Origin of the sequence: Pedococcus ginsenosidimutans (assembly GCF_039544395.1) — a bacterium.
Lineage (GTDB): Bacteria > Actinomycetota > Actinomycetes > Actinomycetales > Dermatophilaceae > Pedococcus > Pedococcus ginsenosidimutans.
This window is the reverse complement of sequence record NZ_BAABLO010000010.1, coordinates 13,905-34,447: the sequence shown is the minus strand read 5'-3', so window position 1 is coordinate 34,447 and position 20,543 is coordinate 13,905. Positions and strand designations below refer to the sequence as shown.

Annotated in this window: 21 protein-coding genes; 15 read left to right on the top strand and 6 right to left on the bottom strand. The window is 74.6% G+C overall.

What is annotated here, in order from left to right:
* Positions 1 to 38: 38 nt before the first annotated feature.
* The 4 genes from ABEA42_RS11005 to ABEA42_RS10990 all read right to left on the bottom strand — a co-directional run bounded on the left by ABEA42_RS11005 (position 39) and on the right by ABEA42_RS10990 (position 3,988).
* Positions 39 to 455: a nuclear transport factor 2 family protein gene (locus tag ABEA42_RS11005; protein WP_345503285.1), complete on the bottom strand. Its 417-nt coding sequence runs from the start codon at positions 453 to 455 to the stop codon at positions 39 to 41.
* A gap of 94 nt (positions 456 to 549) precedes the next feature.
* Entirely contained in the window at positions 550 to 1,704 is a 1,155-nt protein-coding gene (locus ABEA42_RS11000) for an acyltransferase family protein (protein ID WP_345503283.1), read from the bottom strand.
* Positions 1,705 to 1,800: 96 nt separating this feature from the next.
* On the bottom strand, positions 1,801 to 3,003 hold the full coding sequence (locus ABEA42_RS10995) for a geranylgeranyl reductase family protein (protein ID WP_345503282.1): 1,203 nt from the start codon (positions 3,001 to 3,003) through the stop codon (positions 1,801 to 1,803).
* Between the two features lie 52 nt (positions 3,004 to 3,055).
* Positions 3,056 to 3,988 (bottom strand): polysaccharide deacetylase family protein, encoded by a 933-nt coding sequence (locus ABEA42_RS10990; RefSeq protein WP_345503280.1) that lies wholly within the window; start codon positions 3,986 to 3,988, stop codon positions 3,056 to 3,058.
* A gap of 170 nt (positions 3,989 to 4,158) precedes the next feature.
* Here ABEA42_RS10990 and ABEA42_RS10985 point away from each other — a divergent pair, with 170 nt between their 5' ends.
* A complete protein-coding gene (locus ABEA42_RS10985) occupies positions 4,159 to 5,505 on the top strand; it encodes a GAF domain-containing protein (protein ID WP_345503279.1) in 1,347 nt (448 codons plus the stop codon).
* Between the two features lie 71 nt (positions 5,506 to 5,576).
* Here ABEA42_RS10985 and ABEA42_RS10980 read toward each other — a convergent pair whose 3' ends face one another.
* Both ABEA42_RS10980 and ABEA42_RS10975 read right to left on the bottom strand, forming a co-directional pair.
* Positions 5,577 to 6,494: a class I fructose-bisphosphate aldolase gene (locus tag ABEA42_RS10980; RefSeq protein ID WP_345503278.1), complete on the bottom strand. Its 918-nt coding sequence runs from the start codon at positions 6,492 to 6,494 to the stop codon at positions 5,577 to 5,579.
* Complete coding sequence (locus tag ABEA42_RS10975; protein WP_345503277.1) at positions 6,491 to 6,757, bottom strand: hypothetical protein; 267 nt, start codon at positions 6,755 to 6,757, stop codon at positions 6,491 to 6,493. The genes ABEA42_RS10980 and ABEA42_RS10975 overlap by 4 nt, the downstream gene beginning before the upstream one ends.
* Positions 6,758 to 7,008: 251 nt before the next feature.
* On the opposite strand from ABEA42_RS10975, the gene ABEA42_RS10970 reads away from it, so the two are divergent.
* Genes ABEA42_RS10970 through ABEA42_RS10905 form a run of 14 tightly spaced genes read left to right on the top strand, consistent with a single transcriptional unit; the run spans position 7,009 to position 20,480 of the window.
* The gene (locus ABEA42_RS10970) at positions 7,009 to 7,473 is read left to right on the top strand and encodes a hypothetical protein (RefSeq protein WP_345503276.1); all 465 of its coding nucleotides are present in this window, start codon (positions 7,009 to 7,011) and stop codon (positions 7,471 to 7,473) included.
* The gene (locus ABEA42_RS10965; protein ID WP_345503275.1) at positions 7,470 to 8,405 is read left to right on the top strand and encodes a hypothetical protein; all 936 of its coding nucleotides are present in this window, start codon (positions 7,470 to 7,472) and stop codon (positions 8,403 to 8,405) included. Before ABEA42_RS10970 ends, ABEA42_RS10965 begins: the two co-directional genes overlap by 4 nt.
* A complete protein-coding gene (locus ABEA42_RS10960) occupies positions 8,392 to 9,804 on the top strand; it encodes a V-type ATPase 116kDa subunit family protein (RefSeq protein WP_345503274.1) in 1,413 nt (470 codons plus the stop codon). The genes ABEA42_RS10965 and ABEA42_RS10960 overlap by 14 nt, the downstream gene beginning before the upstream one ends.
* Positions 9,798 to 10,223, top strand: coding sequence for an ATP synthase subunit C (locus tag ABEA42_RS10955; RefSeq protein WP_345503273.1), 426 nt, complete (start codon positions 9,798 to 9,800; stop codon positions 10,221 to 10,223). Before ABEA42_RS10960 ends, ABEA42_RS10955 begins: the two co-directional genes overlap by 7 nt.
* A 7-nt stretch (positions 10,224 to 10,230) precedes the next feature.
* Complete coding sequence (locus ABEA42_RS10950) at positions 10,231 to 10,512, top strand: hypothetical protein (RefSeq protein WP_345503271.1); 282 nt, start codon at positions 10,231 to 10,233, stop codon at positions 10,510 to 10,512.
* Entirely contained in the window at positions 10,509 to 11,042 is a 534-nt protein-coding gene (locus ABEA42_RS10945) for a hypothetical protein (protein ID WP_345503269.1), read from the top strand. The genes ABEA42_RS10950 and ABEA42_RS10945 overlap by 4 nt, the downstream gene beginning before the upstream one ends.
* Positions 11,027 to 12,760 (top strand): V-type ATP synthase subunit A, encoded by a 1,734-nt coding sequence (locus tag ABEA42_RS10940; RefSeq protein ID WP_345503268.1) that lies wholly within the window; start codon positions 11,027 to 11,029, stop codon positions 12,758 to 12,760. The genes ABEA42_RS10945 and ABEA42_RS10940 overlap by 16 nt, the downstream gene beginning before the upstream one ends.
* A complete protein-coding gene (locus ABEA42_RS10935) occupies positions 12,757 to 14,166 on the top strand; it encodes a V-type ATP synthase subunit B (protein ID WP_345503266.1) in 1,410 nt (469 codons plus the stop codon). Before ABEA42_RS10940 ends, ABEA42_RS10935 begins: the two co-directional genes overlap by 4 nt.
* Complete coding sequence (locus ABEA42_RS10930) at positions 14,163 to 14,798, top strand: V-type ATP synthase subunit D (protein ID WP_345503264.1); 636 nt, start codon at positions 14,163 to 14,165, stop codon at positions 14,796 to 14,798. Before ABEA42_RS10935 ends, ABEA42_RS10930 begins: the two co-directional genes overlap by 4 nt.
* Before the next feature lie 59 nt (positions 14,799 to 14,857).
* On the top strand, positions 14,858 to 16,657 hold the full coding sequence (gene acsA, locus ABEA42_RS10925) for an acetate--CoA ligase (RefSeq protein WP_345503263.1): 1,800 nt from the start codon (positions 14,858 to 14,860) through the stop codon (positions 16,655 to 16,657).
* Complete coding sequence (gene pdhA / locus ABEA42_RS10920; protein WP_345503261.1) at positions 16,654 to 17,724, top strand: pyruvate dehydrogenase (acetyl-transferring) E1 component subunit alpha; 1,071 nt, start codon at positions 16,654 to 16,656, stop codon at positions 17,722 to 17,724. The genes acsA and pdhA overlap by 4 nt, the downstream gene beginning before the upstream one ends.
* Positions 17,721 to 18,767 carry an alpha-ketoacid dehydrogenase subunit beta gene (locus ABEA42_RS10915; RefSeq protein ID WP_345503260.1) on the top strand — a complete coding sequence of 349 codons (1,047 nt, stop codon included), beginning with the start codon at positions 17,721 to 17,723 and terminating at the stop codon, positions 18,765 to 18,767. Before pdhA ends, ABEA42_RS10915 begins: the two co-directional genes overlap by 4 nt.
* A complete protein-coding gene (locus ABEA42_RS10910) occupies positions 18,760 to 20,229 on the top strand; it encodes a 2-oxo acid dehydrogenase subunit E2 (RefSeq protein ID WP_345503259.1) in 1,470 nt (489 codons plus the stop codon). The genes ABEA42_RS10915 and ABEA42_RS10910 overlap by 8 nt, the downstream gene beginning before the upstream one ends.
* Positions 20,226 to 20,480 (top strand): acyl carrier protein, encoded by a 255-nt coding sequence (locus tag ABEA42_RS10905; protein ID WP_345503257.1) that lies wholly within the window; start codon positions 20,226 to 20,228, stop codon positions 20,478 to 20,480. The genes ABEA42_RS10910 and ABEA42_RS10905 overlap by 4 nt, the downstream gene beginning before the upstream one ends.
* Positions 20,481 to 20,543 lie beyond the last annotated feature (63 nt).

The following is a 20,543-nucleotide window of genomic DNA, read 5'->3' as shown; positions in this document are numbered from 1 at the left end:
CCGATCGTGCCATGCCGGTCGACGGCCCGGAGGTGGACTCAGGAGGACGGCCCGACCGGGGGTCGGTACAGCGTCGCGACGGCGGTCTCGATGTCCTCGTCGCTGCTCTCGACAGGTTCCATGTAGAGCCTGGCGTCGGCGATGAGTTCGTCGCGGACGGCCAGGATGATGACACCGCACATGGCGAAGGCCGAGCCGTCGACGTGGTGTCCGTGCCAGGACAGTTCGCCCCACTCCGTCGACCCGTCGACGAGGTGCGCGACGAGCTCTGCGCGGAAGTCGGGCACGTCTTCGAAGACCGAGGTCCAGTTCGAGAGCACCTGCGCCCGGCCGCGGAACGCCCGGCCGGGATGAGCGGGTTGGGTGCTGCGGTAGTCCTCGGCGAAGCAAGACGCCATCCGTTCGGCGTCGTGGGTGTTCTGCGCCTCGGTGAGGCGCTCCAGCATGCTCCTCATGGTCCGACGGTAGCCCCGGGAGGGGTCGGTGCGGGAGGCCCGGGCGCCCCCCATCGCTGCGTGCTCGCTGCGCTGTGTGACGAGGTCGGGTCGGTCACAGGACCTTCGCGACTCCGGGGACGCGCAGCAGGGCGGCGCCGAAGGCGAAGGACAGGACCACACCGAGTACGGCGACCAGGACGAACCGCGCCTCGGTGGGCCACGGCAGGTGCCTGCTGGCCAGGATGAGCAGGACCAGCACCCCCTGGTGCACGAAGAAGGTCGCGTAGGCAGCGCGGCCCAGGCTGCGCGCCAACGGCCCCTGCCTGTCGGCCCGCCGCCGGAACGCGTCGACCACCCAGAACGAGGCCGTGACGAGGACGGTCGACTCTATGGCCGCGAAGACCAGCGACTGCCAGGTGCCCCCGCCGCCGAACACGTCCACGTCGGCGCCTGCCGTCGACAGGGCCGCGACGAGCGCCGCGCAGCCGGCCATGGACAGCCAGGCGAGGTGGCGCACCCTGGTGGCGAGCCTCGCGTCGAGGTGGTCGAACCAGCCGTTCTCACCGGCGAGGAGCCCGAGGGCGAAGCCCGCGACCCAGCCGGGTGCCTGGGCGACCGCGAGGTGCCAGCGTTCCTCACCGAAGGGCGCCCAGATCCGCACCGCGTACGACGCCACCGTCACCAGCACGACGGTGACAGCCAGCCCGCGGCCGGTCAGCCTTCGCCCCGTCCCCGGGCCCCGGGGCCACGTCCGGCGCACCACGGCGTACGCGGTCGAGAACACCAGCAGCACCCCCAGGAACCACGTCGGACCAGGAGGAGGGGGCAGTGGCCACCAGGCGTGCGGGATGAACTCCCAGAAGCTGCCACGGAATCCCGCGTTGCTGGAGTCGACGAACTCGATGGGCGGGGTCAGCAGCAGGACGAAAGCGATGCTGGGCAGCAGCAACCTGAACGCGCGGTCCCGGAGGAACTGCCGAGTGCCCTTGCGCTGCAACGACTTGGGTGTGAACAGACCGGCCACCATGAAGAACAGGGGCATGCCGAAGGTGACGCCGACGATGGTGGCCAGCAGCAGCACGCTGAGCAACGGTTCGCGGACCGTCGGCTCGCTGAGGACCCAGGCGCCCTCCAGGCCGTTCCACGCCAGGCAGACGTGCGCCAGGACGACACCGGCCACCAGGGCGACCTTGAGGTTGTCGGCGTACGCGAGCCGCGCAGGGGGCTGACCGGCGAGAGTGGGCCGCGCGCCGTGGGCAACAACCATGACGAGCCTCCATCGCCGAACTCGACCTGCTCCCAGTCGTAGGTCCGCGACGCCACTGGGGCACAGAGGCGTTGGTCCCACGCCCATGCGCGTCGGTCACCCGGCTGCGAGGTTGCGCGCCAGACCAGCCAGCAGCCCGAGGGTGAGCCGTCCGCGGCCGAGCCCGAGCTCGACGAGGTCGTCGAACACCGACTGCTCGGCGGAGGCGGCGCGCAGTCCCGCGCAGAGGACGCTTGGCTTCGAGGCCAGCGCCGCGGCGCCGGCCGTGCTCGCGAGGTTGGTGCGCAGCAGGCGCCGCAGGGCACGTCGGTACTCCGCGCCGGGGGCCTCCCGGTCGCCCGTCGCCAGTCTCGCCGCTCCCACCCCGGGCCTGCCCCCACGGGAGTCGCCCACGGCCAGGCGTCCGGCGAGCGCGCCCGTGGCGACGGCGTAGTAGATGCCCTCACCGGTCAGCGGGTTGACCAGCCCCGCCGCGTCGCCGACAAAGAGCACGCGACCGTCCGGTTGCTCCCGCCCGGACCGCATCGTCGACAGGGGCAGGTGGTGACCACGCCACGAGTGTGCACCGGCCGTCGACCCCGGGAGCAGCGACTCGAGCCGCCCCACCATCAGGGCGTGCGTCGGGGCCGTCTGCCGGTCGCTGAGCACCTCGCCGTAGCCCACGTTGGACCACCCGTCGCCACGGTCGAAGGACCAGGCGTACGACGGCTGCCGCTCCTCGCCGAACCTGATCACCTGTCGGCCGACCCGGTGAGCGGGTGTCGGCGCATATCCGCGCAGCCCCAGGGCATTTAGCCCGGGGAGCGGTACGCCCAGCACGCGCCGTACCGGCGAGCGCGCACCGTCTGCCGCGACCACGACGCGGCCACGGACGGAGCCGTCGAGCACGACCTGGTCGCGTCCGGCCTCCACGTGCCGTACCCGGTGGCGGAGGAGCACCGCTCCCGCCGCGACCGCGGCGTCGACGAGGCGGGCGTCGAGCACGACGCGGGGCACCACCAGGGCCGGGCGCCGCATGGGTCGCTCCACCTCGAGCGCACCGAGTGCCAGCTGCAGCCGGGTGACGGGGGAGTGGTCCCGCCGCAGCCCGTCTGCCACGTCGTGGGCGCCGAGCTGCTCGAGCACGGCGAGGACGTGGGGCGCCACGCCGTCGCCGCACGACTTGTCCCGGGGGAAGTCCGCCCGGTCGAGGAGCAGGACGCGGGCGTCGGGGCGCTCGTGCAGCGCAGCCAGTGCGGCGGCCGCACCCGCGGGGCCGGCGCCGACCACGACGAGGTCCCAGAGCGGCCCGGTTCCCATGGCCCCACCGTACGGACGGCCGGGCCCGACGGCATGGGCTCGGCCGGGGCTGTCAGTGCGTGAGGACCGACAGGGTGGTGAAGCCGTAGCCGGCCGCGCGGTAGCCGGCGATGATCCTCGGCAGCGCCGCCGCGTCGAGAGTGGTGCCGTCGTCGGGGTTGGCGCCCACGTGCATCAGGACGACCTGTCCCGGGGCGCGGCCGGCGAGCACGCGGGCGACGACGCTGTCCACCGTCATGCCCCCTGAGGTCCCCTTCCACCCGAGGGAGTCGGTGGTCCACCCGACCGCGCCGTAGCCCTGGGCATGGACGAGGCCCAGGACGCGGGAATCGTACGCGCCGAAGGGAAAGCGGAACAGGGGCCGGGGGTCCCTGCCCGTGGCCGCGATGATCGCGGTACGGGTCGTGGACAGCTCCTGCTGGAGGGTGGCCGCACCCACGGTGGTCAGGTCGGGGTGGCTCCAGCTGTGGTTGCCGACCGGGCCGACCGCGGCCATCTGGCGGGTCGTCGAGGGGTTGGCGGTGGCGAACCGGCCGGTCACGAAGAAGGACGCGGGCACGCCCTGCGCGTGCAGGGTGGCCAGGATCGTCGCCGCACCCTGGCTGCCGGCCCCTCCGTCGAAGGTCAGCGCCACCACCTTCGACGACGTGGGCAGCCGGGTCACGACGCCGTCGCGCAGGGCCGGGGGCAGACCGGTGGACGGTGCGGTGGTGCCGCTCGGGCTGGTGTGCGAGGTCGTCCGCGGCGGGGTCGTCCGTGGAGCCGTGGTGGGCCGTGTGCTCGTCGCTGTGCGCGGTGGCGTGGTCCCGGTCGGGTGAGTCGTCGTCGCGGTGGTGGCTGTCGTGGAGGTCCCCGCCGTCGCGGTCTGCGCGGTCGAGGTCGGGGCCACGGTGCCCGGTGAGGTCGGAGACGAGGGCGAAGGCCCGGTACTGCACGCAGCCACGAGGAGCACGGCCACGGCGGCGCCGACGCGAGTACTCCTCATGTCCCAGGACTAGTCCTCCTCGGGGCGGCCCGCACAGTGCCCAAGGTCCCCGCCCCGAGGCGGGGCGCGAAGTGCTGGGAAACCCCGTGGCCAGTCCCTATGCTGGGGGAAAAGGCGCCGGGGCCACGGTGCCGGTCCGCGCTGGGTCGAGCGTGGCGGGAGGTGTTGGTGTGGGCGACGACGAGCACGGCAGGCAAGAGGCACGGCTGACGTTCCCCGACGGGCCACGGCTCGCCCTCGAGGAGACCCTGATCGCGCTCACCAGCCGCGCGCAGGACGTGCTGGCCACCCAGGGTCGCCTGCGTGCGCTGCTGCGCGCGACCGCCGCCTTCAGCGGCGACCTCGACCTGCGGATGGTGCTGCGCCACGTCGTGGAGGCCGCCCGCGAGCTGGTGGGGGCGGAGTACGGCGCGCTGGGGGTCGTCAAGGGCGGCAACCTCGTGGAGTTCGTGCACTCGGGCATGGACCCGGAGACCGTCGCCCTGATCGGGGACCCCCCGAAGGGCCTCGGCCTGCTGGGCCAGCTCGTCACCCACCCCGAGCCGTTGCGGCTCGCCGCGCTCGAGCAGCACGCGTCATCCGTGGGCTTCCCGGAGCACCACCCGCCGATGCGAAGCTTCCTCGGTGTGCCGATCAGGGTGCACGACGAGGTCTTCGGCAACCTCTACCTCACCGAGAGCGCCAACGGCGAGTTCTCCGAGGAGGACGAGCAGCTCGTCACGGCCCTGGCCCGCAGCGCGGCCGTGGCCATCGCCAACTCGCGCGCCCACGCGGAGGTCGAGGAGCAGCGGCGCTGGCTCTCGGAGACGACGCTGCTCACGCAGGAGCTGTTCCAGGGCGGTGACCGCGCCACCGAGCAGGTGGCGCGGCGGGCGGCCCTCGGGGCGGAGGCGGACCTCGCCGTCATCTCCGTCGCGGGGGAGGCCGGCACCCTGCGGGTCGACGCGTCCGCGGGCCCGCTCGCCGACGACGTGCCACTCGCCCCCATCCCGATCGACGGCAGCCACGTCGGCCGCGTCTTCACGACCGGGCGGCCAGAGCTCCTCGAGAACTACGGCGGGCAGCTGGGCGACTCCGACGACGCGGCCATGCTCGGGCCGGTCGTCATCGTCCCCCTGCAGGCCGGCGACGAGGTGATCGGCACCCTCAGCGTGGCTCGGCTCGCCGACCGTCCCGTGTTCACGCCCTCGGACGTCAAGCACCTGTCCCTGTTCGCCTCGCACGCCGGCCTGGCCCTCGAGCTCGACCGGAGCCGCTCGGACCAGGAGCTCATGAACCTGCTGCTCGACCGCGACCGCATCGCCGCAGAGCTGCACGACGACGTGATCACCGAGCTGTTCAGCGTCGGCATGGCGCTGCAGGGGCTCGCCGGGCGCGTCCAGCAGGACCCCGTGACCCATTCCCGGGTGCTGGAGATGGTCGAGTCGATCGACGCGACCATCCACCGCATCCGGGCCACGGTCTTCTCGCTGCGGTCCGACCAGCCGGACGCCGTACCTCCCGCCAGGCGGCTCTGACCTCCCGCAACGACTCCAGCAACCTGGAGCCACGCGGCCCCAGCCCTGGCTGACGTCACGGCTGCCGGACCTCAGTCGCCCAGGTGGATGTCCATGACGTTGTGCAGCAGCTGGACGGCCTCGTGGTGCGGTCGCTGGAACGAGTTGCGGCCCATGATGGTCCCGAAGCCACCGCCGAGGGCCGTCTGCCGGTTCTCCTCCAGCACCGCGGCCGTCTCCTTGGCCGCCCCGCCGGAGAAGATGACGATCCGGTGGCCGTCGAAGGCCGACTGCACGACGTGCCTGACCCGGTCGGCCAGCGCCTCGAGCGGCACCCCGGCCTTCTCCAGCGCCGCGCGCGCGGCGTCGTTCTCGATGACGTGCGTGGGCGGCTTCACCTTGACGACGTGGGCGCCGAGCTGGCAGGCGAGGTGCGCCGCGTACGCGACGACGTCGACCGCGGTCCGTCCCTCCGTCGAGACCCCGGAGCCGCGCGGGTAGGACCAGACCACGAGGGGTAGCCCGGCCTCGGCGGCGTCGCGCGCGAGCCGACGCAGGTCCTCATACATGTGGTTGCGGGCCGCGGAGCCCGGGTAGATCGTGAAGCCGACCGCCGCGCACTCCAGCCGCAGCGCGTCCTCGACCCCCGCGACCACTGCCGGCTCCGGGTCGACGCCCGTGTAGAGCGAGTCGGAGCCGTTGCACTTGAGGATGAGCGGCAGCTCGGTGGCGAACGTCGGGGCCACGAGCTCGGCCGCACCGAGCGGCAGGGCGTGCGCGCTGCACCCGGCGTCGAGGGCGAGACGGGCGTGGTACCGGGGGTCGTAGCCGGCAGGGTTGGCCGCGAAGCTGCGCGCGGGCCCGTGCTCGACGCCCTGGTCCACGGGCAGCACGACGAGCTTGCCCGAGCCGCCCGTGCGGCCCTGCTCCAGGATCCGGCGCAGGTTCGCGAGCGTGCGGTGGCTGGACGCGGGGTACCAGGACAGGATCTCCTCGACGCGCCTGGTCATGGCCGTGGTCCCTGCTTCCTCGTCGTGGCCGCACCCTTCGCAGTGCCCTTCGCAGGGCCCTTCGCCGTGTCCTCCACCGTGGTGCCGGCCGGGGAGGTCTCGGTACGACGCGCGTCCTTGCGGCGGCGCAGCGCGTCGAACATCGCGATGCCGAGGTAGCGCCTCAGGGCGGTGTCGACGGCCTGGTCGGACTCCTGCGGCGTCCTCGACGTGACGGAGTCCGCGGCTTCCTTGCGTATGCGGCTGCGCTCGATATCTGACATCGCCCACCTCGCTGGTCACCGGCGTCGCCGGTCGCTGGTCCTGCCTCCTCAGGCTAGGAGCGGCGACGGGCGTCGTTCGGGGACCTAGGTCCTCCGACGCCCCGGGGACGCGCCCCGAGGTGCTGCGGAACGGGTACGGACCCCCGGGACCACCCCGGGACCACCCCGGGACCACCCCGGGGGCGCACGGGACCTATGTCCCCTCGGGTGCCTGCGGTGCTGCCTACCGTGGCGAAGGAGAGGAGGCATCCGTGCCGCGTGTCCGTGACCTGCTGTACCGGTTCCGTCCTGCGGGCGGGCCGGGGTCCGCCACGCCGGCAGGGGTGCCGGCGGACCGGGAGCGGGACCTCGCGGCCGAGCTGGAGCCGGTCTTCGTGGCCCTCGCCCCGACCCTGGCGCGGTGCCGGGAGGTCGTGGAGCAGGGCCGCCGTGACGCCGACGGGATCCGTGCCCGGGACGCCCTCGTGGTCGAGCGGCTGCTGGCGGGCTCGTCGGCCCGCGCCGCGGCCGAGCGCGCCCACGCCAGGGACCGGGCACTGGCGGAGGCCGACTCGGACGGGGCACGTGTGGAGGCCGACGCAGACGCCCGGGCCGCCCGGCTCCGGGGACGTCTGGAGGAGCTGTTGCCGACCTACCGCGCGCAGGCCGTCGCCTCGGTCGAGTCGCTGCTGGCGTCCGCGCCACAGCACGGGGACGCACCCGGGGGCCGTCCGTGAGTGCCGGGTGGGTCGCCGTGGGCGTGCGGGCGCGGGCCATGACCAGCCGCCGGCTCGGGTCCGGGGGCGCCAGGGGGCTGGCCGCCGTCGACTCCTGGGCGGACGCCGTCGAGCTGCTCGCGGCCTCGACCTACGGCCACGATGTCCACCCCGGGCAGACACTCGCGCAGGCGCAGCACGGCGTCGTCGCGACCATGGTCTGGAACCTGCGGGTCCTGGCCGGGTGGGCCCCACGGGAGGGCGTCACGATCCTGCGCGCGATGCTGGCGCCGGTCGAGGTGGCCAACACCCTCGACCACCTCGAGGCGCTGGCCGGGCGCCGCACCCCGGACCCCCACCGCATCGCAGGTCTCGGCACCGCCTGGCAGCGGCTCGAGCAGGCGACGACCGTGCCACAGCTGCGCCAGGTGCTGGCGACGTCGGCGTGGGGCGACCCCGGGGGCGACGGGGTGCGTGCCGTCGGCCTGAGCATGGAGGCGGTGGCTGCGGACCGCCTCGTGGCGGCCGTGCCCGAGGCCACCGCGTGGGCGGCGGGCTCGGTGGCGCTGCTGCTCGCCCGCGAGCTCGACACCGGGCAGGGGCCGCTGCCCGAACCCTGCCGGGTCGCGGCGGCCCGCGTGGTGGGGTGGCCGGCCGTCCGCGCGACCACGCTGAAGGGGCTCGCTGCCGTCCTGCCCCGGACCGCCGCGTGGGCGCTCGCGGGTGCGGCCCGGCCCGAGGACCTGTGGCGGGCGCAGGCGGACTGGTGGCGTCGCGTGGACCGGGATGCCGGCGCGATGGTCCGTCACAGCCCTCCCGGCCGTGAGGTGCTGGTCGGGGCCGTGGCTGCGCTCTGCGTCGACGCCTGGCGGGTGCGGGCAGCGCTGGAGCTGGCCGCTCTCGCCGGACGCGGGGTACGCGCGAGCGGGGAGGACGTCGATGCGGTGGCGTGAGGCGCTGGAGCCGGTCGTCATGCAACGGGTGGCGCTGGCCGCGTGCAGCGACGCGGTCCGGGACGTCCTGGTCCAGGCGGCCGACGAGGGGACCGTGCAGCTCGATGACGCCCCGCCCGGTCCGGACGGGGCCGGGCTCGCCACACCAGCCGCGCGGCGGCTCGGCCGGCTGCAGCCCGGCGCCCCCCCGTCACCGGCGTTGTCGACGCACCCGCCGGACCTCGACCGCTGGGAGCGGCTGGGGCGCATCGACCTCATCGCCGGCGAGGCGGCCGTGGAGCAGCGGACCGCGCAGGCGTTCACCCGCAGCGGCGTCTCGGCCCTCGTCGGGTGGGTGCCGGCAGACCGGTTGCCGGCCCTCGCCGACCGGCTCGCCACGTGCGGGGGAGCGGTGGTGCCGTTGGCGAGGCCCCGTGGCGTGCAGCCGCCCACCCTCCTCAGCGAGCGGGGCGCCTCCCGCGACTTCGCCCCCCTGGTCGAGACCTACGCCACCGTGCCCTACGCCGACGTCAATCCGTCCCTGGTCGCCGGCCTCGCCTACGTCGTGATGTTCGGGATGATGTTCGCCGACGCGGGGCACGGCGCCCTCCTGCTGGCCGGCGCCCTGGTGCTGCGGTGGCGCCCGATGCCGTGGATGCGGGCGGGGCGCCAGGTCTGGCTCTTCCTCGCCGGCGCGGGCCTGTGCAGCATCGTGTTCGGCGCGCTGTACGGCGAGCTGTTCGGGCCCACCGACGTCCTGCCGACCCTCTGGCTCGACCCGATGGAGAGCCCGGTGGAGCTGCTCGCCGCGAGTGTCGGTGTCGGTGGGGTGCTGCTCGCCGGCGCGTACGCGCTCGGCACCGTCAACCGCTACCGCGAGGGCGGCTGGCGGCGGGCGGCGTACGCACCCACCGGGCTCGCCGGGGCCACCCTGTTCCTCGCCATGGTCGCCGCCGTGGGCGGCGCCTACCTCGGATCCGGTGCGCTCGTCGCGGTCGCGGTGGTGCTCGCGGTGGCCGGGCTCGCCACGGCGTACGCCGGGCTGCTGGCCCGCAGCGGGGGAGGCGGCGCCGGTGCGGCGGAGGCGGGGGTGGAGCTGTTCGACCTCGTCGTGCGGCTCGGCTCCAACCTGGTCAGCTTCGCCCGGCTCGCGGCCTTCGGGCTCACCCACGCAGCCCTGGGCGCCGTGGTGTGGGAGGGCACGACCGGCCTGTGGTCCGGCGGCGGCCTGGCGGTGGTGGGCGCGGTGGTGCTGTTCGTCGTGGGCAACGCGGTGACGTTCGCCCTGGAGGGCCTCGTCGCGGGCATCCAGGCCCTGCGGCTGGAGTACTACGAGCTCTTCTCCCGCGTCTTCGACAGCGAAGGCGTGCCCTTCCGTCCGTGGCACGTCCCCATCACCACCGAGGAGGTCCCGTGCTGACCTGGCTCATCGCCCTACCCGCCGTGGCCGTCGTGAGCCTGGCGACGCACCTGCTGCTGCGGCGAGGCGGTCGGCGCCTGCGCTGGGTCGCCGCCGCCAACGGCGCCCTGCTCGTGGCCGCCCTCGTCCTCGTCGAGCTGGCCAGCCGCGCCGGGCCGTCTGCCGCAGCCCAGGCCACCAGTACCGCGGCAGCGACCGGTGCCGCTGCGAACGGGTCGGCCCTGCTCGGCGCGGCCATCGCCGTGGCCGGGTCGTCCATCGGTGCGGCCATCGCCGTGGCCTACACGGGCTCGGCGGCGCTCGCGGCGATCAGCGAGCGGCCGGAGCTGTTCGGGCGCGCCATGGTCATCGTCGGCCTCGCCGAGGGCATCGCCATCTACGGGCTCATCGTCTCCGTCATCCTCATCGGCCGGGCGTGACCATCCGATGGCCACTCCCGAGGTCCCTCGCGCGACCACCCGCGCGACCAGCCCTGCGACCACTCGCGGCCCCCGCGAGGTGGCCGCGATCGGCGAGGCAGCCGCACTCGGACCCCTGCGCCTCGTGGGCGTCGCGGTCCACGCCGCCGGGACGACCGAGGAGGCTCGCGAGGCCTGGGCGCTCCTGCAGGGCAGCGGCCTGGTCGTCCTGACGTCGGCAGCCGCCGAGGCGCTCGGTGAGGCACGGGTGGCCGCAGGTGCGCCCCTGTCGGTGGTGGTGCCGTCATGACCACGGTCACCGGCCCCCGCCCCGCGCTCGACGCGTCCGCCGCGGCCCTCGAGCCGTTGGTCGCCGCGTTGCTGCGGCGAGCCGGCGAGCAGGCCGCAGAGCTCGTGCGGGCGGCCGAGCAGGAGGGCGCCGCGGCCGTCGCGGACACCCGTCGCACCGTCGACGCGGCCGTGCGGGCCGCGGCCGACCAGGGGCGGGCCGAGGGCTCCGAACGGGTGGCAGCCGACCTCGCCGCAGCACGGCGCCGGGGTCGCGCCAGGCTCCTGCAGGCACAGTCGGCCGCCCGCGAGGAGGTCCGCCGGGCCGCCCGGCAGGCGGTCCGGGAGCTGCTCGACGTGCCGGGCAAGCGCGAGCGGCTCGCGGCGGTCCTGCGGGACGCGCTCGGGGACGCCGCCCAGGTCCGGCCGACCCCCGACGGCGGCCTGGAGGCCGTGTCGGGCGACGGCCGGGCGCTCGACGCCTCCGTCGCGGCCCTGGCCGGTCGTGCCGTCGACGAGCTCGACCTGGGGGCGCTGTGGACGACCTCCTGAGGACCCGCGCCACGGTGTCGAGGGTCAGCGGCCCCCTGGTGGAGGTCGACGGCCTGTCGGAGGTCGCCATGTCCGAGCTCGTCGCGCTGGGCGGGCTCGAGGTGCCCGGCGAGGTGGTCGCGCTGCGCGGCTCCGTGGCGACCGTGCAGGCCTACGAGTACACGGGCGGGCTCGCGGTGGGGGAACCGGCGAGAGCCCTCGGCCGGCCGCTGTCGGCACGGCTGGGCCAGCACCTGCTCGGCGGTGTCTTCGACGGCCTGCTCCGTCCCCTGCTCGGCGCGTCGACGTGGCTGACCGCGGACGCCGGCCGACCCGCCGCCGGCGCCGCTCAGGTGGTCTGGGAGCCCCGGGTGGTCGTGGGGGCCGAGGTCGCGGGCGGCACGGTGCTCGGGGTGGTGCCGGGGCCGGGCGCGCTCGAGCACCGGGTCCTCGTGCCCCCGGGTCTCGGCGGGAGTGTGGAGTGGGTCGCCCCCGCCGGTTCCCTCTCCGCCGCCGAGCCACTGGTGACGGTCGCGGGCGAGGTGGTGCGGGCGGTGGAGGACTGGCCGGTACGCCACCCGCGCCCCGTCCGCCGCAGGGTCGAGGCCGCCGAGCCGCTGCTCACGGGGCAGCGGGTGCTCGACGCGGTCTTCCCCGTGGCCCGGGGTGGCACGGTGGCCGTCCCCGGGGGCTTCGGGACGGGCAAGACGATGCTGTTGCAGCAGATCGCGAAGTGGTGCTCCGCCGAGGTCATCGTCTACGTCGGCTGCGGCGAGCGCGGCAACGAGATGGCCGACGTGCTGGCCGAGCTGCGTGAGCTCACCGACCCCGTCACCGGCCGGCGGCTGGCCGAGCGGACGGTCATCATCGCCAACACCTCCAACATGCCGATGATGGCGCGCGAGGCGAGCATCTACAGCGGGGTGACCGTCGCCGAGTACTTCCGCGACATGGGCTACCACGTCGTCGTCATCGCCGACTCGACCTCGCGGTGGGCGGAGGCGCTGCGCGAGTTCGCGTCACGCTCCGGCGCCCTCCCGGCCGAGGAGGGGTACCCGGCGGAGCTCCCCTCCGCGCTCGCGGCGTTCTACGAGCGCGCGGGCTCCGTGGAGACCCTCGGCGGCGACCTGGCCTCGGTCACCATCGTCGGGGCGATCTCGCCACCCGGCGGGGACCTCACGGAGCCGGTCACCGCCCATACCGAGCGGTTCGTCCGGGCCGTCTGGGGCCTCGACCGCGACCTGGCCTATGCGCGGCACTACCCGGCGGTCGCGTGGTCGGGCAGCTTCTCGCGCGAGGCCGAGGCGGTCGGCGCCTGGTACGCGCGCCACGGCGACCCCGAGTGGGCTGTCCGGAGGGCCCGGGTGGTCGGGCTCCTCGCCGAGGCCGACCGCCTCGGGGCGTTGGCCGCCCTCGTCGGCGTCAACGCCCTGCCCGGCGCCGAGCGCGTCTCCCTGCTGGCCGGCCGCCTCCTGCGGGAGGGGGTCCTGCAGCAGGGCGCCCTGTCGCCGAACGAGGCCCACTGCTCCGCGGCCAAGACCGCCGCCCTCATCGACCTGGTGCTGGGGGTCGTCGACGAGTGCCAGGACCTGGTGGCGCACGGGGTGACGGCCTCCGAGGTCGAGGAGGTCGACTTCTCCCCGGTGCTGCGGGCGGCCCAGGAGTCCCCGCCCGGGGAGAGCGCCCCGGTGGTCGAGCGCCGCCGGATCATGTCCGAGCGGCTGGGGACGCTGCGATGAGCGGGGCCGACGGCCGGGCGCTGCTTCGCGTCGAGCACTCCGGGGTCGTCGCGGTCCACGGCCCGCTGCTCGTCCTCTCTGCCGTCGAGGGCACCGGGTGGGACGAGTTCGCGCAGGTGAGGGTGCGCACCGACGGCACCCGGCGCCACGACCGGCACGGGGTGGTGCTCGAGGTCGACCGGGACGTCGCGGTCGTGCAGGTGCTCGAGGGCACCGACGGCCTCGTGCCCGAGACGACGGGGGTCGTGTTCACCGGCAGCCCACTTCGGGTGCCCGTGGGGCCGGGGTGGCTGGGCCGCGTGTGCAACGGCCGCGGCGAGCCCATGGACGGGGGACCGCCGGTGTCCGGGGCCAGCACGGCCGCGGTGGCCGGGAGCCCGCTCAACCCCACCCGCAGGCTCTCCCCGGCCGAGCCCGTCCTGACCGGCATCTCGGTCATCGACGCGCTGACCACGCTGGTCCGCGGGCAGAAGCTGCCGATCTTCTCGGCCGCCGGCCTGCCCCACCTCGAGCTCGCCGCCCAGCTCGCCGCCCAGTCCACGGCCGGCGGGGAGCCGTTCTGCGTGGTGTTCGCAGGGATGGGCCTGACCCACGCCGACGCCGACGCCGTGCGCGACGTCCTCGAGGAGCGGCTCGACGCAGGCGAGCTGGTGCTCATGCTCAACACCGCCGACGACCCGGTGATCGAGCGGATCCTCACCCCGCGGATCGCCCTCACCGTGGCCGAGCACCTGGCCTTCGAGCTCGGGCGCCACGTGCTGGTGGTCCTCGCCGACATGACGAGCTACGCCGAGGCGCTGCGCGAGGTGTCCTCGGCGCGCGGCGAGCTGCCCGGGCGGCGCGCCTACCCCGGCTACCTCTACAGCGACCTCGCCAGCCTCTACGAACGCTGCGGGCGGATCGAGGGGACACCCGGCTCGGTGACGGTGGTGCCGGTGCTCACCATGCCCGCGGGCGACATCACCCACCCCGTGCCCGACCTCACCGGGTACATCACCGAGGGGCAGGTCGTGCTCAGCCACGAGGCCCACGCGCGCGGGGTCTACCCACCCGTGGACCCGCTGGGCTCGCTGTCCCGCCTCATGCGCAACGGTGCCGGGAAGGGGCACACCCGTGAGGGGCACGTCGAGGTCGCGGCGCAGCTGCTGGCCGCGCTGGCCCGCGCCCGCGACGTCGCAGAGCTGTCCGAGCTCGTCGGCACGGAGGGGCTCAGCGCCACCGACCGGCTCTACCTCGAGCTCGAGGACCACCTCGAGCGCGACCTGGTGCACCAGGGACGGACCGAACGGCGCACCCTCGACGAGACCCTGCGGCGGTGCTGGGGGGTCGTCGGCACGCTCCCGCGCCGGGAGCTGGCGATGCTGCCCACCGGGCTGCTGGACCGGTACGGGGTGCAGTCGCCGTGACCCCCGGGCACCGGTCCGTGCCGCCGGGCCGCGCCGGGCGGGTGTGGCTGCGTCGGCGCCTCCGGACCGCCCGCCGCGGACGCGAGCAGATGGACCGCCGGCTGCGCATCCTGCTGCCGCTGCGGCGAGGGCTCGTGGCGGTGGTCGACCAGCAGCGGCACGACTGGTCCGTGGCCTGCGAGGAGGCCGCCACCTGGCTGCGCAGGGCTGCGGTCCTCGGTGGGGAGGACGCCCTGGACCTGGCCCGCAGCGGACAGCGGGTGGAGGTCGAGGTGGCGTGGGTGAGCTCGATGGGCGTCACGTTCCCGGTCGAGGCCAGGGTGGGGCGCACAGGACCCGAGGTAGAGCGGCTCTGGGGCAACCCGGCCCTGGCCCCCGCCGCGGCTGCCGCCTGGCGGATGACGCAGGCGGCGGCCGCGCTCGCGGTGACGGAGGAGGCGCTGCGGCGGCTCGACGCGGAGATCACCCTGACCCGGCGGCGGCTGCGCGTGCTGGACCAGCGGTGGCTCCCGCAGCTCACCGGGGCGCTGACCGACCTCGAGCTCGTCCTGGAGCAGACCGAGCTGGAGGACGGGATCCGGCTGCGCCACGGTGGGGCGACCGGCACCCGGCGCACCCCGTCCGGCCCGTAGGCCAGGGAGCGTGCCATTGGTCCCTGCTGGCCCTCGCGGCGCCGGGGCATCGTGGCCCCATGGCGGACACCTCGACCCGCAGAGCCGGTGAGATCAGGCACGTCCCGCTCCTCGAACCCCTGATCGGGGACTACGAGGAGCGCTGCCGCACCTTCGGCTGGGAGCAGGCGCGAGACCTCCTCGCCGGCCTGCCGGACGGTGGGCTCAACATGGCGTACGAGGCCGTGGACCGCCACGCCGCCGGGCCCCTTAGCGACGTGGTGGCGCTGCGCTTCCTCGACCGCGGGGTGCCCACCGCAGAGCTCACCTATGCCGAGCTGCGGCGGGCCAGCGACGTGGTGGCCGTCGGGCTCCAGGCGCTCGGGGTGGTCCCGGGCGACCGCGTGTGCACCCTGCTGCAGCGCTCGCCCGCGCTCTACCTGACCGTGCTCGGGACGCTCAAGGCCGGCGCCGTGTACTGCCCGCTCTTCCCGGCCTTCGGCCCCGAACCGGTCTGTGACCGGCTGTCGCTGGGCAGTGTCCGGGTCCTGGTCACCGACCGGCTCTCCTACGAGCGCAAGGTCGCGCCGTTCCGCGCGCGCCTGCCCCACCTCGAGACCGTCCTGCTCGTGGACGACGACGCCGCCCCGACCGAGGGGACGGCTTCGTGGGACGCCATGGTGGCCAGCGCCACCGACGCCCTGGACCGCAGCAGCTTCGAGATCGCACGGACCCGGCCGGAGCAGCCCGCCCTGCTGCACTTCACCAGCGGCACCACCGGGCGGCCCAAGGCAGCCGTGCACGTCCACGAGGCCGTGGTCGCCCACCACGTGACCGCCATGTGGGCCCTGGACCTGCGGCCGGGAGACGTCTACTGGTGCACCGCCGACCCCGGCTGGGTGACCGGCACGTCCTACGGCATCATCGGGCCGCTGTGCCGTGGCGTCACCGTCGTCACCGACTCCTCGGACTTCGATGCCCGGCGGTGGTACCGCGTCCTGCAGGACCAGCGGGTCACCGTGTTCTACACCGCACCCACGGCCCTGCGGATGCTCATGCGGGTCGGGGCCGACCTGGCGCACGAGCACAGCTTCCCGGCGCTGCGGCACGTGGTCAGCGTCGGCGAGCCGCTCAACCCGGAGGCGGTGGTCTGGGGTGTCGAGGCGTTCGGCATGCCGGTCCACGACACGTGGTGGCAGACCGAGACGGGCGCGATCATGGTGAGCAACTTCCCCGGGATGCCGATCCGCCCCGGGTCGATGGGGCGCCCGGTGCCGGGCATCACCGCCGCGGTCCTCGAGCGCGGACCCGACGGCCGGGCCGCCGTGGTCGACGGCCACGTCCACGTCCTGACCGAGCCGGACGCGGTGGGGGAGCTCGCCCTGCGACCCGGCTGGCCGTCGATGTTCCGCGCCTACCTCGACGACCCGGAGCGCTACGCCCAGTGCTTCGCCGACGGCTGGTACCTCAGTGGCGACCTCGCCCGCTTCGACGCGGACGGCTACGGCTGGTTCGTCGGCCGCGCCGACGACGTCATCAAGTCCGCGGGACACCTCATCGGGCCGTTCGAGGTGGAGAGCGCGCTGATGGAGCACCCCGCCGTCGCCGAGGTCGGGGTCATCGGCAAGCCCGACCCGCTGGCCGGTGAGGTCGTCAAGGCGTTCGTCACCCTGCGCGCCGGGTACGAACCCACGCCGGCCCTGCAGCGCGAGCTGATCACCTTCGGGCGGCACCGGCTCGGGTCGGTCGCCCCACGGGAGATCGCCTTCGACCAGGCGCTGCCCCACACCCGCAGCGGCAAGGTGATGCGCAGGCTGCTCAAGGCCCGTGAGCTCGGGCTGCCCGAGGGTGACCTGTCGACCGTGGAGGGACAGCCATGACCGCGACCGAGCAGAACGTCACCGAAGGTGTTGCGACAGAACAGGTTGCGACAGAGCAGGTGTCGAGCGGGCAGGGCCCGCTGGCGACGCCGGGCACCGGCTCGGCAGTCGACCAGCTGCGGGCGATGCTGCGGATCCGGCGGTTCGAGGAGAAGTGTGCAGAGCTGTACAGCGCCACCAGGATCCGCGGCTTCCTCCACCTGTGCATCGGGGAGGAGGCGGTGGCGGTCGGGGTCGTGGGCGCCCTGGCCGACGAGGACGCCGTCGTCTCGACCTACCGCGAGCACGGCCACGCACTGGCGCGTGGGGTGCCCATGGGCTCGATCATGGCCGAGATGTTCGGACGGGCCACCGGCTGCAGCGGAGGCCGCGGCGGCTCCATGCACCTGTTCGACATCGGGCGGCGGTTCTACGGTGGCAACGCCGTCGTGGCCGGCGGCCTGCCGGTCGCCGTGGGACTGGCGCTGGCCGACCACCTCACGGGAAGCCCTGCCGTGACGGCGTGCCTCTTCGGCGACGGGGCGTTCGCCGAGGGCGAGTGGCACGAGAGCGCGAACCTCGCAGCCCTGTGGCACCTCCCCGTGCTGTTCTGCTGCGAGAACAACCGGTACGCCATGGGGACGTCCCTGGCCCGCGAGCACGCGCAGATCGACCTCGCCGCGCGCGCCGCGTCATACGGCATGGTCTCGTGGGCGGTCGACGGCATGGACGTCACGCAGGTGCGGGAGGCGACGACCAAGGCCCTCGCCTACGTCCGCGACAGCGGGCAGCCGTGTTTCCTCGAGCTGCGCACCTACCGCTTCCGCGCCCACTCGATGTACGACCCGGACCGCTACCGCGAGCCCGCCGAGGTCGAGCAGTGGAAGCAGTCCGACCCGATCCCGCACCTCACCGCCCAGCTCATCCACGACGGCCTTCTGTCGCCCGGCCGGGTCGAGGAGTGGGAGCGGCAGATAGGCCAGGAGCTCGCGGACGCGATCACCGCCGCCGAGGCGGCTCCGGTGGAGCCTGTCGAGGACCTCACGAGGCACCTCACGACACGAGCCGGCGCCGGGAGCACGTCATGACCCCGCGGGCGGCCACGCCCACGCGACGCAGGGCACGCAAGGCGCCGGCGGCAGGCGCCTCCACCACCACGACGTACCGCGAGGCGCTGCGCGAGGCCCACCGCGAGGCGATGCGCCGCGACCCCCGGGTGTTCCTCATGGGCGAGGACGTCGGCCGCTACGGCGGTGCGTTCGCCGTGAGCCTCGGGCTGCTCGAGGAGTTCGGCGAGGACCGGGTGCGCGACACACCACTGTCCGAGTCCGCGTTCACCGGGGCCGGGATCGGTGCGGCGCTGGGCGGGCTGCGGCCGATCGTCGAGATCATGACGGTGAACTTCAGCCTCCTGGCGCTGGACCAGGTCCTCAACAACGCGGCCACGCTCAGGCACATGTCCGGCGGGCAGCTGTCGGTGCCGCTGGTGATCCGCATGACCACCGGGGCTGGGCGCCAGCTGGCCGCCCAGCACTCCCACAGCCTGGAGGGCTGGTACGCGCACATCCCAGGCCTGCGCGTCCTGGCTCCCGCCACGCTGGAGGACGCCCGCGGGATGCTGTGGCCGGCGCTGCAGGACCCCGACCCCGTCGTGGTGTTCGAGCACGGTTCCCTCTACAACCTCGCCGGACACCTCCCGGCCGAGCCCGTGACGGTCGACATCGAGAAGGCAGCGGTACGCCGCGCCGGCACCGACGTCACGCTCGTCGCCTTCGGGGGTACTGTCGGCAAGTCACTCACCGCCGCGGAATCCCTTGCAGCGCAGGGCATCAGTGCCGAGGTCATCGACCTGCGGGTGCTCCGCCCGCTGGACGACGCGACCATCCTGGAGTCCGTCGGGCGGACGCACCGGCTCGTCGTCGTGGACGAGGCCTGGCGCTCGGGCAGCCTCGCGGGCGAGGTCAGTGCGCGGGTGGCCGAGCAGGCCTTCTTCGAGCTGGACGCACCGCCGGAACGGGTCTGCTCCGTGGAGGTCCCCGTGCCCTACGCCCAGCACCTGGAGGAGGCGGCCCTGCCGCAGGTCTCGGGCATCGTCGCGGCGGCTCGACGGGCGGTGGGTGAGGGTGGCTGAGTTCCGCATGCCGTCGCTCGGCGCCGACATGGAGCAGGGCATCCTGCTCGAGTGGCTCGTCAAGCCCGGCGACGCGGTGCACCGGGGCGACATCGTGGCCGTGGTGGAGACCCCCAAGTCCGCGGTCGAGGTGGAGACCTTCGACGACGGCACGGTGCAGCAGCTCCTGGTCGAGGAGGGGCAGACCGTGCCGGTCGGGGCGCCACTCGCGGTGATCGGCGAGGCCGCCGTACCCGAGCCTGTCAGTGCCGTACCGGCCTCGGCTGCCGCGCCCGCACCCGCCACGCCCGCACCCGGCGAGGCCGCACCCGTGGTGCCGCTCGCGGCTGCACACGCACCGTCCCCGGTCCTGCGTCACCGGGCCCGCGAGCTCGGGGTCGACCTGGCCCACCTCAGGGGCACCGGACCGGGTGGCTCGGTGACGCGCCACGACGTCGAGCACGCGGTGGACCAGGGGGTACCCGGTGGTGGTCGCCGTGCGGGCGGTCACCCGGCGGCGGGCACGGGCCGCGCCGGCCGCCGACGTGTCTCCCCGCTGGCGCGGCGGCTCGCGGCGGAGCAGGGCATCGACCTCGCGACCCTGACCGGTACCGGTCCGGGAGGCAGCATCCGTGCCGACGACGTCAGGGACGCCGTCGCCACGCGGCTGGCCGGCGGCGCCTACGCGCCGTCGACGAACGGCACACCCGGGCCATCGGCGAACGGGCACCCCGGGGCCCCGGCAGTCGCGGTGGCTCCGCCCTCCGAGGGGGTGCCCGAGACCTCCGCCCGCGCCGCCGTCGCGACCCACGACGGTGCAGCCGCGGACATGCGGACCAGCATCGCCGCCCTGATGAGCCGGTCCAACCGGGAGGTGCCGCACTACTACCTGTCCAGCACCATCGACCTGCACGAGGCCCTGCGGTGGATGCGTGAGCGCAACCGTGAGCTCGAGGTGGCCGACCGCCTCGTACCCGCCGCGCTGCTGCTCGCCGCGACCGCGCGGGCCGCGAGACAGGTGCCGGAGCTCAACGGGCACTGGGTCGACGGTGGCTTCGTGGCCGCGACCGAGGTGCGCCTGGGGCTCATCGTGTCGCTGCGCGGGGGCGGCCTGCTCGTGCCAGCCCTGGGCGCGGCGGACACGCTGTCGGTGGTGGAGACCATGGCCGGGATCCGCGACCTCACGCGGCGGGCCCGCGCCGGCAGGCTCCGCGCCTCCGAGCTGGCCGAGCCCAGCATCACCGTGTCCAACCTGGGGGAGCAGGGCGTCGAGAGCGTCCACGGGGTCATCTACCCGCCGCAGGTGGCGCTGGTGGGGTTCGGCGCCGTCGTCGAGCGACCGTGGGCCGTGGACGGGCTCATCGGGGTGCGCCCCCTGGTCACGGCGACCCTCGCCGGCGACCACCGCGCGACGGACGGCGCGACCGGTTCACGGCTGCTCAAGGCCATCGACGCGTTGCTACAGAGACCGGAGGAGCTATGACACCACTGGAGGCCCGCACCATGCTCGAGACGACGCTGCGGGAGATCGTCCCGGACGCGTCGCTGGACGAGCTGGGCGGCACCGCAGACCTGCGGCAGGAGCTCGAGCTCGACTCCCTCGACTTCGTCGAGCTGGTCGACCGGCTCAGCAAGCGCGCGGGTTTTCGAATCGAGGACGACGACGCGGACGAGCTGCGTACCCCCGACTCGGCCACGTCGTTCCTCGTGAGGGGCTCGGCGGGTCGGTCCTGACCCCGCGTGCAGCGACCACGACGGATCGGGACCTTTGTCCTCAACTCGAGGTCGCACGCACCC